Genomic DNA, 13,983 nt, shown 5'->3' with positions numbered 1-13,983 from the left:
TGTTTTAAATAAGGCTTCTACTCAATTTTGGTAGAAGCCTTATTCTTATTTCTATAAAATTCAAAACCTATCTATTTACTAAATCCAGGTAAAACTCATATCCTTCTTTATCAGTGTATCCCTCATGGACAACTTTACCAACTGCTTGAATCATTTCTTCTGGGAATTCTGACTGGAATATATTTCTACCCATATCAACCCCTGCAGCTCCACCTTGAATCGAGTTATATGCTAACGTTAATGCGTCTTTTTCCGGAATTTTCTTTCCACCAGCAACGACTAATGGTACAGGACAAGCAGCAGCTACTTTTTCAAAATCATCACAATAATAGGTTTTGACAATTTGAACGCCAAATTCAGCTAACATTCTTGTTGCCAATAAGAAAAATTGATTTGTTCTTTCCATTTCCTTTCCAACAGCTACAACACCCATTGTTGGTATTGAATATCTTGAACCAAAATTTACCGCCTTATTTAATTCTTCAATGGTTTCCTTTTGTCCATCTGCACCAATAAAGGTTTGAATAGCAATTGCACTTGCATTCATCTTAATTACATCTTCAATACCTACTACCATTGATTCATGACTTAAATCATCTTGTAAAACGCTTGAACCTGATGATGCTCTTAGAGCAATTGCTTTATTATAGGTTGGAGGCACACTGCTTCTAATCGCCCCTCTAGTTCCCATCAAACAATCCGCATAATCTGCTAATCTAGGAATTAGAATATCTAATCTTTCTAATCCAGATGTTGGTCCCATGAAGTATCCATGGTCAAATGCCAGCATAACAGTTTTGCCAGATTTCGGGTTGAAAATTCTTGATAATCGATCTTTCATACCCCAGTCATAATTAGCTGCACCTTTTACATGAAAATTACCATTATTACTAAACTCTACATTCTCTGCGAAATTTTTCGCTACTTTATTTCCGATAAGATCTGCCATTCTAATATCTCCCTTTCAACACTATAATTCTATTAGTTAAAAATCATAGTCGCTTGTATTTTCTTTTGTAAAGACAATTCTTTCAGGCAATACGATAATACCTGAATCTTCTGCTTCGTAATCGTACCCTTGAATAGTGTTTGGCTCAACTGTTACTTTACCAAGTTCTGGAACGTCAACAGAGTCTCCAACTTTTAGATCATTTCCTTGTGCTAAATGATACGCAATGTAAACGGCAAGTGCACCTTGGTCAGTAACATCCCATAATCCATGATTTTCAATTGTTCCTTTTTCAATATATTGTCTCATGGAATTAGGAGAAGCAAATCCAGTAATAATGACATCATCTTTATCTAAACCTTTATTTTGAGCTGCCTGTGCCATTGCAGGTAGGGCTGTTGAATCCGGACAAATGATAACATCAATATCAGGATAGGTATCTAAGATACTTTCTCCGACTTGTAGAGATACCTGTTCATTTCCTTCACCGTATTGCTTTGTTACAAGTTCCCATTTTGGATACTTTTCTGCAATATATTTTTCTGCATACTCAACCCATGAGTTTTGGTCAGGAACAGTTGGGCTTGAATAGAACCAAGCAACTTGTTGGGCATCATCAGGATTTTCTAGTTGTCCTGCAGCCATGTCCACAAGCATTTTCCCTAAAATTTCAGGTGTACCTTGATTGATATAGGCTGAACGATATTTTGGATCAACGTCTGAATCCCATGTAACAACCTTAATTCCAGCATCTAATGCTTTTTGTAAGGCTTGATTTAGACCATCAAAAGATACGGATGAAATCGCGATTGCATCTGCACCACTATTTACTGCACTATTAATAATTTGGACTTGATTGGCAACCGTTCCTTCTGGTGCACCATCATATTTAACTTTAAATCCAACTTTTTCTGCCATTGCCTGTGCACCATTATTACCAGATTCAAAAAAGGCATTCCCAGTCATTTTTGGTATGAATACTACTTCGATATCACTAGCCTCTTTTTCACCTGAGCCCTTATCAGTTTTGCTTCCTGCATCTTCGCTATTGCAGGCAGCTAATAACATCGTTGCAAGTATCGTACCAGTTAATAATTTGTATAGTTTTGATTTACGCATTTAAATTGCCCCCCCTACTTTTTTTCATTCCTAATAGTCTACTAACATTGGACTTGAAATTTGGAATTCCTAAGAATGCTACCGAAATAATAAGAAGTAACCCTATAGCTAAGCCAATATATTGTGTTTGTACTCCTCCCATTTGCAAACCAAGTTTTAAGAAACCAACAATTATACATGCCAGAGCAGTACCGACAACACCTCCCTTACCACCTGTTATTAATGTCCCTCCCAAAACAATTGCAGTTAAGATCGGCATTAAATATTCTCCACCGAAATCAGCTCTTGCACTGCCTAAATAGGAAGTTAATATCACACCTGCAAGCCCAGCACTTAACCCTGATAATACATACGTACTAGTAATAATTTTCCTAGTATCAATACCAGAATACTCGGCTGCATTTTGGTTAATCCCTGTTAAATAGATGTATCTGCCATACCTTGTTCGATGGAGAAGGATATAAGCAATGATAAACACGACAATAAACAATACAACGGAATGTGGAAGAATCCCAAATAGTTTACCGTTTGCTAGATTGATAAATCCTTGAGAGAATCCGGATATCCCTTCATACGTACTTGCTCCTGATATCCCAACCAATACTAGAGCAATTCCGCTATATAAAAGCATTCCACCAAGTGTTATGACCATTGCTTGAACTTTTGCATAAGCAATGAATAGACCATTTAGTAAACCACACAATCCACCTACTACTATCGCAAGAACTACCGCAAGCCAGATATTCAATCCCATCACTTGAGACGATATCCCTGCAACGACTGAGGTTAATCCGATAATCGATCCGCCGGATATATCGATGCCACCTGTAATAATGACAAAGGTAACGAAGAACGCAATGATAGCGATCCCAATAAAGTCATTAAAACTATTTAATAGAACGTTCATATTCCAAAACCTTGGATTAATTAATCCAAAAATAACAATCTCTGAGATTAAAGTTACTAGGAGAACTAAGTTCCATTTCGGTATTTTTTTTAACATTGCAACCTCACACCTCCTCCTGCAAGTTTGAAATCCTTGCATTTAATCTTTCTGTCTTTGCTTTCTTGTTCGCTCGGCGAGCAATAAGTACATCCGTAACGACAATGATAATTAACAAAGAACCTGATATTGCAGCATTCCAGAATGCAGGTACTTTTAAGAAAACGAGTGCAGAGTTGATAGATGTCATAATAATAGCTCCAATAGATGCCCCGATTACGGACCCTATACCACCGCTAAGTGATACTCCCCCGAGAACAGCTGCAGCGATGACAGTCATTTCAATCCCTAACCCAGCAGTGGTAGAGATAAATCCGATTTGGCTTGCAAAAATTAACCCCGCTAAGGAAGCGCATACACTAGAAATAACAAAGGATAAAACTTTAAATTTGTTTACAGGTATTCCGATTAATATCGATCCATCCTCATTATCACCAATGGCTGCGAAATACCTTCCTGATTTACTATTAGATAAGTACAGATGAACGACTATTACGGCTGCGATGACAATAATCGCTAAAGAATTGATTCCCAAAAAACTCAGCTGTGATATTTTTTTGAACGTTTCCGGAAGATTCTCTACCCACTGACCATCGGTATAAATAACCTGGATGACCCTGACAATTTCATTCATACCTAGGGTCATAATAAAAGAGGAAATTTTTAATTTCGTAACGCCTAATCCATTGATTAGACCAATAAAAGCACCAATGGCGATAGCCGCGATGACAGCTAGAATTATACTGCCACCATCTCTAATAATCATTCCACTAACCGCAGCACTTAGACCGACAACACCACCAACTGAGATATCGATATTACCGGTCAATAAGACGAATGACATCCCTACAGCAAGCACAATATAAAGCAAACTATTTTTTAGAGAGTTTTGTATGTTTCCTATTGAAATAAAATCAGAGTTTACTAGGCCAACAATCAGAAATAATGCAATTAAGAATGCAACTGTTCTAAATTCCCGATGCTTCATAAAGCCTATGATTTTAGACATATTTTTCACTTCCTTCATACGTGCCAAAAGCTGCTTTCATAACATTTGTTGCATTAATCTCGTCGAATCCTAACCTAGCAATACATTTCCCTCGATAAATTGCATAGATTCGATCACTTATTCTTTCAATCTCTTCTAAATCAGATGAAATGAGTAGAATCGAATATCCCTGTTCCTTCAATTGAGTAATAATGGAATAGATATCACCTCTTGCAGCAGCATCAATTCCCCTAGTTGGTTCATCCATAATAATTAATTTTGGATTTGTTGATAAGATCCTTGCTATAACTACCTTTTGCTGGTTCCCTCCAGATAATGATTTGATTTCATCATCATGGCTACTAATCTTGATACTTAATTTATCAACATATTCATCTGTGACTTCTTTTTCAAATTTTTTATCAAGAAAAAACCGGCGTTTTTTTATTATTTGTGCTGTAACATTACTACTTATAGAGCTTATAGAAAAAATCCCGTTTAAAAATCTATCTTCGGGTATATAGGCTAAACCGCTTTCAATTGTTTCTCTAGCAGATAAATCCGTTATATCCTTGCCATGTAAATAGACTTTTCCGCTTTTCACTTTATTTATTCCATAAATGGCTTCAGCAATCTCGGTTCTGCCTGCTCCAACAAGACCAGCAAGCCCAACCACTTCACCCTTATATACATCAAAATTAATATCCTTAAATCCGTCCCCAGTTAAGTTGGTTACCTTTAAAATAGGTTCCTCCTTACTTCGATCCGAGAATTCCTTTTTAAACGTATCGTTACTATCCCGTTCACTTTCCAATGGTAATAACCCTTTAATTAACATATCCTTTGTAAAGTCATTAATATTTCCTTTAAGAGTTACTTTTCCATCCCTTAAAATAACCGCATGTGTTGAAATTTGAAAGACTTCATCTAATCGATGGGTTATATAAAAGATACCTACACCTGAGGCTTTTAACTTTTCAATTAACTTGAATAATGACTCAGTTTCTGCAAATGTTAAAGACGAGGTAGGTTCATCCAATATTAGAACCTTCGCATCTCTAAGGAGCCCCTTAATGATCTCAACTTGTTGTTGCTCCGCAATCGATAATGAAAGGGCAAATCTGTTTAAATCTAAATCCCATCCCAATTGATCAATTAAACCCTTCGCTTTCGCCCTTACTTCGACTTTATTATTACTAAAGCCAATCGTTAAATTTCGCTCAATGGTCATATTTGGAAATAGCAATGGTTCTTGTGGAACCAAATAAATTCCCTTTTCATGCGCTTGGGAAGGATTAAAATTTACTACTTGCTTCCCATTAATGATTACATTTCCTTCATCAGCTTTATAGACTCCGGTAAGGATCTTCATCAATGTACTCTTTCCCGCTCCATTTCCTCCAATTAATGAGACCACTTCTGATTCACTAATTTCTAATGAAACACCCTTGAGGACTTTGTTTTGATTAAATGATTTCTGGATATTTTCTAATTTCACTAATTCTCTCGGTTTGGGCATAAAAAAACCTCCGTACTCTCAAAATAGGTAAATATATGTAGTTAAATAAAGATATGTTTGTAATCGCTTTCTTAAGATAATCAAATTATAATTTAAAACAATTTATTAATCAAGCATCATTTTATTATTTTTTAAGTTATCAAAATTTGTACACAATTACCAATCTATTTATTATTCATTCCATAAGAAAACACCGTTATATTCAGGTATTTTTCGATTTTATTCGAAAACAAATTATTAAAATTCACATATTGACTAACCATATTTAAATTGTTATTCTTGATTTGTATAAACACAAATGTTTGTTCATAAATATTTTGTTTAAACAAATCCCAATAAAAGAAGTGATATAAATGACATATGAAAATGACCTAATTGTAAAAATTGCTTGGCAATACTATATAGAAGGATTGACTCAAAATCAGATATCAGAATCGTTAAATTTATCTAGAATGAAAGTCATTAAGTATCTTGAAATTGCTAAAACAAATAATGTCATCCAATTTAAGATTAACTTAGAAAATATGGATAATTTAAATCTCCAAAATAGAATTAAAGAAAAGTACAATTTAAAGGACGTTTATATTGTCCCAGCATCCGATCAAAAAAAGGTTGAAAGTCTTCCCATTGCTGCTGCTCAATATATAGAAGATAGAATTACAAGCGATACGATGATAAGTATCGGTTATGGTGAGGCTGTATCGAAAACGATGGGCCACTTACGAATATCTACTAAATATAAAGTAACTTTTGTATCTTTATCTGGTGGTGTAAAGTTTTACATGCCTACTGCAATTGATACCAGGTCAGACTACTATACCAATCCAAATTACAATCACTACATTGTCCCAGCACCATTAATCGTATCTTCAAAGGACATTGCAGATCATTTACTAGCGGAAATGCCTGTAAAAAAAATATTAGCAATGATTCCATATTCCAATATAACAGTTATAGGAATTGGTGCACTTAATGATCAGGCAACCTTAGTGAAAGAGGGTTATTTAAATACCAATGACTTCGAAATTTTAAAAACAAGGGGAGCTGTTGGTGACCTTCTAAGTCAGTTTTACGATATAAATGGGGAGATTTTGGATCTAGATTTCCATAAAAAACTAATTAGTACAGAAATTGATGTATTAAAATCACTTAACAACGTTATCGCGGTTGCCGGTGGAATTGAAAAAAAGACTGCCATTATTGGTGCACTTAAGGGGGGATACATCGATGTATTAATTACAGATGAATTAGTTGCCCAAACATTAGTCTAAGTAAATCCCATATATTACATTTTCGAAAGGAAGGGTAACATGGAAAAATATCTAATGGCGATTGATGCCGGAACCGGTAGTGTTAGAGTCATCTTATTTAATACATTGGGACATGAAGTGGCTATTGCACAATCCGAGTGGACCCACAAAGAGGATGAAAGATATCCAGGCTCAATGGATTTTGATATCACAAAAAATCTCTCAATCATCACGAAATTAATAAAGGAGACTATTTCCAAAAGCAAGGTAAATCCAATGGATATTGTTTCTCTTTCAACTACCAGCATGAGAGAAGCCATTGTTTTATATGATGAACAAGGTAAGGAACTATGGGCTTGTGCAAATGTAGATTCACGTTCGAATAACGAAGTTAATAATCTATATAACCAAAGCAATACAATAGAATCTGAGATTTATAGTGTTTCAGGTCAAACCTTTTCTTTAGGCGCCATCCCAAGAATTCTTTGGGTGAAAAATAATCTCCCTGAAGCGTATCAGAAAATTAAATACGTAACCATGCTGAATGACTGGATAACCTATCGTTTATCCGATGTCATTTCAGTTGAACCATCAAACGGCTGTACAACAGGTCTATTTGATATCAAGAAAAGAGTGTGGGACACAGAAATTGCTAGGAAAGTAGATCTTAGAGAGGACATTTTCCCTATTGTTCACGAAAGTGGGACCATTATTGGAAATGTTACCACAAATATGTCAGCGCTTACAGGTCTAAGTACCCAAACACTCGTTGTTGCAGGTGGTGGCGATGCCCAACTAGGATGCATTGGTGTCGGTGTGATTAATGAAGGAAATGCCGCTATTTTTGGCGGGAGCTTTTGGCAATATGAATATACTACTAATGATGTCAAAATTGATGATCAATGCAGGGTAAGAATTAACTGCCACGCTGTACCAAATACTTGGCAGTATGAAGCGATAGCCTTTTTTCCTGGCTTAGTAATGAAATGGTTTAGAGATAGTTTCTGTGAGCTTGAGAAATATCTTCAAGAGCAAACGGGCGATAGCATTTATGCCCAAATGGAAAAAAAAGCTCGAAGCGTACCAGCAGGTAGCAACGGAATGCTCTGTACATTTTCTGATCAAATGAATTATTCCTCTTGGAAACATGCTGCTCCAGGTTTCATCAATTTTAAACTAGATTCTGAGAAATTTAATAAAGCTAGTTTTTATAGAGCAATTATGGAAAATGCTGCCTTTGTAACAAAAGGAAACATTGAATTAGTTAATGATCTAACTAATACTTCACCCGAGTCAATTATTTTTGCCGGTGGCGCTTCAAAAAGTGAGTTATGGTGCCAAATTGTTTCCGATGTACTTAACAAACCAATAAAAGTCCCTGTTGTTAAAGAATCAACTGCTCTTGGTGCAGCCATCTGTGCAGGAGTTGGTGCAAAAGTTTATAACGATTTTGATGATGCTATTTCAAAAGTAATTAAATTTGAAAAAACGTATTATCCAAATCATGAAAATAAAGTAGTTTACGAGGATTTATATAAAAATTGGAAAGCTATATATAAAAATCAACTAGAATTAGCAGACAATGGTTTAACTGAACATATGTGGATAGCACCTGGAATAAAATAAAATAAATTAAATGGAGTGATTATGATGTCAGTTGTTAATGAGAAGGATTTAGAATATAGATTTGGAGATAGTGGTCCAAAATATCTTTTAAGAGGACCAAGGATGAACTTTGGTATTGTAGTATTAAAACCAGGACAAGATTTTCCTGCACATTATCATAATATAATGGAAGAAAATTTCTTTATCATTGAAGGCGAATTAGAAATACATATTGATAATGAAATATTCCACTGTAAAAAAGGTGACCTTATCCATGTCGAACCAAAAAAGGTTCACTATTTAGTTAATAGAGGGAATGTAGATCTTAAAGCTAATTTTATGCTTTCTCCATACCAAGAAAAAGATAAAGTGGATGTGGATTATAAACCATCTGTTTAACTTATTGGAGTAACAAAAAAAGCCCAATTTCTCATTTTTTAATGTTGAGAAATTGGGCTTTTTTAATCATAATGCCCATAATCTATACCCAGTTCGGGCATTTGAGCTGGTTTCTGTTAAGTGAAAGCCATCTCTATTAGGTTGCAAAGCGAGTTCGATTAGCCTCTTAGTAAAATTAGCAACCTCTAAATGTTGTAATTCTTCTAAAGTGCAAAATTTAGCTGCATCCACTTCTACGCCATCTGGATTTGGCTCTCCCTCTACATAATCCAGCAGAAATACTATATACATATCATGGCGAACTTTGCCCGGCAAATCAGCGATTGCTACAATTTTATTCACCTTTGCGACAATACCCGTTTCTTCTACAATTTCTCTAATAACAGCTGTTTCAATGTTCTCTCGCTGTTCCACAAATCCCCCAGGGTTCGTCCATTTACCTTTCCCTGGATTCTTCATGCGTCGCACCACTAATACTCGATCATTTTTTATGACCAATGCACCCACACTGATTGTACTGTTTCCCCAAAAGACAAAATGACAGGATGGACAATATCTACGTATCTCACCTCCTATTTCACGATTTTCCAATCTTTCTCCACATGACATACAAAAGTTCACTTCCTGCATACAAACAACTCCGTCCAGAGCGAATATAGTATAAATATTTTTGAGACGATTTCCATCAATGATTGAACCATGTAACTTCCCCTTGAAAACTTTAAATGAGGTTGATCTCCTCTTTCAAAATGGAATACATATATAAATCATCAAATTTACCATTAGTATATTCATAATGTCTAAGCAGACCCTCTCTTACAAAACCTTGTCTTTCTACTAGTTTTTGTGATGAGACATTAGCAGGTTCAATTAAAGCTTGAATTCTTTCTAACTGAAAGTGATGAAACCCGTAGTTAACAACCGCTTCTAATGCTTCACTAGCAATCCCTTTTCCCCAATGATCCTTGCTTAATTCATATCCCACTTCAGCTCGGTTATGTTTAGAAAGCATATTAAGAAAACCACAACTTCCAATCACCTTACCAGAATCCTTTAGTGTTATTCCCCATCTAATTCCAGTTCCTTCATTATAGATAGATTGATACCAGCTAATTTCATCCAAAACATCTTCTACGGTTTGAAAAGGTACTAACCCCATATGTTTCACAACATTTTTATCAGATAAATAGCTAAGCATATCAGCAGCATCAGCTGTTGTTACTTCTCTTAAGATTAACCTTTCTGTTTCAATCATCGGGAATTCCTTAACCACAGATATCCCCTCCTCTCCTGCCACTTCTTTACGATGCTCTCTTATTTATCGAAAGAGTAACTTATTTTCATCTTCGTCGTTACCCCGTTTACCTCTAATTCATTAACGGAACAAACCTTAATCGTATTGACCTTTCTTCCAGATCCCATTCGAATGGAGATTTTTGATTTTAACCCCCATTATAAGTAGATAGTTTAACATACGTCAGGAGTACTAACTGTTTTTAGTTTGCATCAATTCATAGATCTTACGTGCGGTGTTGACATTTCTTACCGTTACCTGTTTATACAACTTTTTTCCAATAATTTTTGATTTTCCGCTTTTGGTTATATTTTTCGTATCAACTGACCATAGGATCGCACCGGGGACATATTTCACCCTATCAATATTCGGTTTAATGACCAGATTCTCAAGTACAGATTCATCATCCATTTCATCCCATAAAAACATGACATCACTTTTCATGTCTTGGTCATTTTTCCATGTTTCTGGAATAGCGTTAATGATTTCTCTAACATCATCGACACTACGAACTACTACTTTAATTTCTAATCCGAAATCTTTATTTATCGCTTCTTCCAAAATACAGGAAAGTTCAGTTTTTGATGCGCTTTTATTTGTAAAAATAATATTACCTGTATTAATATATGTCACCACATCATTCATCCCGACTTGTTCAAACGTTTGTTTAAGTAACTTCATGTCAATTTTATTTTTTCCACCTACATTAATCCCCCGAAGAAGAGCGATGAAAATCATAACCATCCTCCTTTCAAATTTTCCAATAATCACAAGATCTTCCCATGTTATGCCCACTACTTCAATAGCACAATCGCTACTTGAATAAGCTATCTACTCTTTTTCTTTACTAAATCAATTATGTAGAAAAGTAATGTAATGATAAACGAACCTAAGATAACTAATATTAATCCAAAAATAATGTACTCACCTAATATCTCACCCAGTAACAATGATAATGAAAAAAATAAAAAAACAATTATCAAAATCCCAAGTAAAAAGATACTAACATAGCGTCCCATTTGTTCTCCCCCATATCTATTTTGAACAGTCGTTAAATTACTTTACTTTTTCAATAACTTAACCTGCTTAAACAATGGGAATCCAAATCCAACAAGTAAAGCCACTAATATTATAGGTACTAGGATGTTAAATATCATATTAGCTCCCCCAGTTTATATATTTCCAATTATTACTTTACCATATAATTCCTGTTTTTTGATGGATGCTTATGAATTATGTGGCCCGAAAATATCCAATTTTCTAAGTCAATTGTTCTGATTCATTAATATAATTTTTGGGAAATCCTATATATAGTAAAGAGCTTCCTTATTGCAGCAAAAAAAATTACCATATATAAACAAAAGTGTTTACATTTTTATACATATGGAATAAAATATAATTAAGTAAAATATATTTTAGTAATAAATATTTTATCAAAAGGGGAGTGAGTTAGAAAATGAGCCTATTGGATGTATATTTACAAAAAAACGGTAAGAAACGATACGATGTATTTAAAGAAACTGGAATAAGTCAGCAAATGCTCTCGAGTGTAAACAATAAAAGTGTTAGCAGTTATTCAGTCAGAACCATTCAAGCAATCGCTAAAACAGTGGAGAAAAGTGAAGGGGCTGTGCTTGATGAATTGTTACGATTAGAAAAAGAAAAGCCTTACTTAGAAGTTTTTAATGCTGAAGACTTACTATTAGCATTTAAAAATAAGGAATCGCATATTTTGATCAAAGGCGAATACAAAAAGGAATTGGAGAGTTTAGCCAAATCACAACTTTCAGATACTGAAACATTAGGTTTGGAATTAGGTTCTGCAGGATTGGTAACAATTTTAGCTGACGCTATTTTTAGATTAATCAATTCAATCCTGATCAAAGATGATGACCAGAAGAAAATTGAAAACCAAATCCGTAAGTATAAATTTAAAAAATTGAATGATAATGAATATCTATTGTATTTACGCCAACTGGATTATTAATTCCTTAAAGGCGATAAATACAAAGCCGCAATCTAAGTAGTTCAGTTCTAAGGTAAAAAAATTCACACTAAATATAGAGCCCAATTCGCATATGATTTGGACTCTATATTTTTTCTGATATATCAACCTTTCATAGGAAACAGCATTTTTTTTATTATACTTATTAACTATTATAAGATTGCTTTAGATTTCCATTCATATTGAATATCGGGTAAATTTTCTTCATTTTCATGCCCTCTACCAATGATTTCAAATCCATGCTTTTCATAAAATCGTTGTGCGTTTTCATTTACTTCAAATGTGTATAAGGTTAATCTCCCACTAGATTGTGCTTTAACCTTCTCTAATAAGGTTTGACCAATACCGATTCCTTGAAAATCTATATGAATATATAGTTGGCTTATTTCCCTTTCATTATAGGCAATCATTCCAACTACCTGTTCATCCATTAGCGCTAAATCTATTTGAAATTGTTTATTTAAAATATGATTCAAAAAATAAATATGGTTTTCAAAGCTATGAATTTCTTTCTGACCAATAGCCAGTTCTTTACTATCTCGCCACATATCCACTGTTTGTTCCGCATACTTGTGATTAAATGGAGTGATTTGGAATTTGTTTTGGTTCACTACAAAACCTCCTCGAGTTTGTTTTACAGATTATTTTGTTAATTCTACCTACTTCCAGTATAGATATTCATCCTAGCCTCTCCATAATTACAAAAATCCTCGTTCTGATTATAAGAACGAGGATTTTTTTACTCTACGTCCTAATCAAAACGTTCGGTCTCAAATCCATCCAATAAATCCTCTAATTCTGTAAGAAAGTTTATTTGTACAGGTGCAGGGATTTGTTCCATCCACTTTTTTATTTGAGGTAACTCCTCAGCCTCTTCGATAGTCGTTGGCTTTGGCTGAAGAGTCTCCCACCATTTTTTCAATTCATCAATAAATTCATAAAAGTAGCGCTCGAATCTTTCTGCCCATTCTGCTCCTTCATCACCAGAAGTCTTTTGCATCATACTCCAGGCTTCCATCGCTGTTACGAAGTGCTCATCAATCAACTTCATGTTGACCTCCTTTTTACAACTTCAAATTATGTTAACACCTTACATATTTGCGTTTGAAGCCAAGTTTTCCTCTATCTAGTTCCTTTTGAATATTTTCGGAAGCAAGCAGAATACTAGGTTTTTTCTTGCCCCGCTTCATTTCGACTGGGCCGACTGCCTCAGCGGTTTCAACTGCCTTTTCATGGAGCGGCACATATGAAATAGCTACGGTGTAAATAAAATTATTCATAGCAGATTTCGTCCGTTCCGGAGCATCGTGAATCGTTTTTTCTACCAGATCAAGCATACTGACAAGCTTACTTGTGCTAAATTCATGATCCTTTCGATTTCCCAAAAGCCAGCAGTAACAGCTCCAGCCTGCCGACATTTTAAGTTCTTCCCCGCTTGCAATCCATTTATCGGCGACATCCTGCGCAATATCGGCTTCAGCCAAAGTGACTGCAACTACATAATCAGAAAGCATATAAAAATACGCCGATTTAATCCACCGCTCAAAATCATCCTCTGTCATTGCCTTTGGGTCCGCAATGACGCCGGCAAAATACATAGCATCATAGTTCCCCGTGGCGTAAAGCTGCTCGGCTAAAGGTTGATTATTCTTGAATTTTTTCGCGAGCGGCTTCATTGCACCTGTCGCAACACCAAACAGCGGCTCATGGGCACCATTACTTATGTAAGTCTTTTTCATTCTTTCCTTGCTGAGTGCTTCCAGTTCCTGCATAACCATTTCAAAATCCATCTTTTTGCACTTCCTTCCTTTATAGCAATGAATGTAAAAAATTCATGCCCTCCAAGTCAAAG

Annotated in this window: 16 protein-coding genes; 4 read left to right on the top strand and 12 right to left on the bottom strand. The window is 35.0% G+C overall.

Annotated features, from left to right (window positions below; all coding sequences use genetic code 11):
* Nucleotides 1-67: 67 nt before the first annotated feature.
* The 5 genes from lsrF to NSS81_RS15660 are packed head-to-tail and all read right to left on the bottom strand — an operon-like array spanning nucleotide 68 to nucleotide 5,578.
* Nucleotides 68-949: a 3-hydroxy-5-phosphonooxypentane-2,4-dione thiolase gene (gene lsrF, locus NSS81_RS15680; RefSeq protein ID WP_342429613.1), complete on the bottom strand. Its 882-nt coding sequence runs from the start codon at nucleotides 947-949 to the stop codon at nucleotides 68-70.
* A 36-nt stretch (nucleotides 950-985) separates the two neighbouring features.
* On the bottom strand, nucleotides 986-2,068 hold the full coding sequence (gene lsrB / locus NSS81_RS15675; RefSeq protein WP_342429612.1) for an autoinducer 2 ABC transporter substrate-binding protein LsrB: 1,083 nt from the start codon (nucleotides 2,066-2,068) through the stop codon (nucleotides 986-988).
* Nucleotides 2,061-3,071, bottom strand: a complete 1,011-nt coding sequence (locus tag NSS81_RS15670; RefSeq protein WP_342429611.1) for an autoinducer 2 import system permease LsrD — start codon at nucleotides 3,069-3,071, stop codon at nucleotides 2,061-2,063. Before NSS81_RS15670 ends, lsrB begins: the two co-directional genes overlap by 8 nt.
* A 7-nt stretch (nucleotides 3,072-3,078) precedes the next feature.
* A complete protein-coding gene (locus NSS81_RS15665; RefSeq protein WP_342429610.1) occupies nucleotides 3,079-4,080 on the bottom strand; it encodes a sugar ABC transporter permease in 1,002 nt (333 codons plus the stop codon).
* Nucleotides 4,073-5,578, bottom strand: coding sequence for a sugar ABC transporter ATP-binding protein (locus NSS81_RS15660; RefSeq protein WP_342429609.1), 1,506 nt, complete (start codon nucleotides 5,576-5,578; stop codon nucleotides 4,073-4,075). The genes NSS81_RS15665 and NSS81_RS15660 overlap by 8 nt, the downstream gene beginning before the upstream one ends.
* Nucleotides 5,579-5,931: 353 nt before the next feature.
* Between NSS81_RS15660 and NSS81_RS15655 the strand changes: the two genes are divergently transcribed.
* From NSS81_RS15655 to NSS81_RS15645, 3 genes are read left to right on the top strand one after another with little or no spacing between them, the layout of a single operon-like run.
* Nucleotides 5,932-6,849, top strand: coding sequence for a sugar-binding transcriptional regulator (locus NSS81_RS15655; protein WP_342429608.1), 918 nt, complete (start codon nucleotides 5,932-5,934; stop codon nucleotides 6,847-6,849).
* A gap of 39 nt (nucleotides 6,850-6,888) precedes the next feature.
* Nucleotides 6,889-8,454: an autoinducer-2 kinase gene (gene lsrK / locus NSS81_RS15650; protein WP_342429607.1), complete on the top strand. Its 1,566-nt coding sequence runs from the start codon at nucleotides 6,889-6,891 to the stop codon at nucleotides 8,452-8,454.
* A gap of 21 nt (nucleotides 8,455-8,475) precedes the next feature.
* Nucleotides 8,476-8,832, top strand: coding sequence for a cupin domain-containing protein (locus tag NSS81_RS15645; protein ID WP_342429606.1), 357 nt, complete (start codon nucleotides 8,476-8,478; stop codon nucleotides 8,830-8,832).
* A 66-nt stretch (nucleotides 8,833-8,898) separates the two neighbouring features.
* On the opposite strand, the gene NSS81_RS15640 is transcribed toward NSS81_RS15645, so the two are convergent.
* The 4 genes from NSS81_RS15640 to NSS81_RS15625 all read right to left on the bottom strand — a co-directional run bounded on the left by NSS81_RS15640 (nucleotide 8,899) and on the right by NSS81_RS15625 (nucleotide 11,145).
* The gene (locus NSS81_RS15640) at nucleotides 8,899-9,423 is read right to left on the bottom strand and encodes an NUDIX domain-containing protein (RefSeq protein WP_342429605.1); all 525 of its coding nucleotides are present in this window, start codon (nucleotides 9,421-9,423) and stop codon (nucleotides 8,899-8,901) included.
* A gap of 130 nt (nucleotides 9,424-9,553) precedes the next feature.
* A complete protein-coding gene (locus tag NSS81_RS15635) occupies nucleotides 9,554-10,087 on the bottom strand; it encodes a GNAT family protein (protein WP_342434043.1) in 534 nt (177 codons plus the stop codon).
* A gap of 231 nt (nucleotides 10,088-10,318) precedes the next feature.
* Nucleotides 10,319-10,864 (bottom strand): DUF1697 domain-containing protein, encoded by a 546-nt coding sequence (locus NSS81_RS15630; protein ID WP_342429604.1) that lies wholly within the window; start codon nucleotides 10,862-10,864, stop codon nucleotides 10,319-10,321.
* Nucleotides 10,865-10,953: 89 nt separating this feature from the next.
* On the bottom strand, nucleotides 10,954-11,145 hold the full coding sequence (locus tag NSS81_RS15625; protein ID WP_342429603.1) for a hypothetical protein: 192 nt from the start codon (nucleotides 11,143-11,145) through the stop codon (nucleotides 10,954-10,956).
* Nucleotides 11,146-11,582: 437 nt separating this feature from the next.
* On the opposite strand from NSS81_RS15625, the gene NSS81_RS15620 reads away from it, so the two are divergent.
* Nucleotides 11,583-12,113 carry a hypothetical protein gene (locus NSS81_RS15620; RefSeq protein WP_342429602.1) on the top strand — a complete coding sequence of 177 codons (531 nt, stop codon included), beginning with the start codon at nucleotides 11,583-11,585 and terminating at the stop codon, nucleotides 12,111-12,113.
* A 170-nt stretch (nucleotides 12,114-12,283) separates the two neighbouring features.
* Here NSS81_RS15620 and NSS81_RS15615 read toward each other — a convergent pair whose 3' ends face one another.
* The 3 genes from NSS81_RS15615 to NSS81_RS15605 all read right to left on the bottom strand — a co-directional run bounded on the left by NSS81_RS15615 (nucleotide 12,284) and on the right by NSS81_RS15605 (nucleotide 13,921).
* On the bottom strand, nucleotides 12,284-12,742 hold the full coding sequence (locus NSS81_RS15615; RefSeq protein WP_342429601.1) for a GNAT family N-acetyltransferase: 459 nt from the start codon (nucleotides 12,740-12,742) through the stop codon (nucleotides 12,284-12,286).
* Nucleotides 12,743-12,882: 140 nt separating this feature from the next.
* The gene (locus tag NSS81_RS15610) at nucleotides 12,883-13,182 is read right to left on the bottom strand and encodes a hypothetical protein (RefSeq protein WP_342429600.1); all 300 of its coding nucleotides are present in this window, start codon (nucleotides 13,180-13,182) and stop codon (nucleotides 12,883-12,885) included.
* Between the two features lie 31 nt (nucleotides 13,183-13,213).
* The gene (locus NSS81_RS15605) at nucleotides 13,214-13,921 is read right to left on the bottom strand and encodes a DNA alkylation repair protein (protein ID WP_342429599.1); all 708 of its coding nucleotides are present in this window, start codon (nucleotides 13,919-13,921) and stop codon (nucleotides 13,214-13,216) included.
* Between the last annotated feature and the right edge of the window lie 62 nt (nucleotides 13,922-13,983).

It is taken from the genome of Neobacillus sp. FSL H8-0543 (assembly GCF_038592905.1).
Classification (GTDB): Bacteria; Bacillota; Bacilli; order Bacillales; family Cytobacillaceae; genus Neobacillus.
This window is presented reverse-complemented; position numbering and strand designations above follow the sequence as displayed.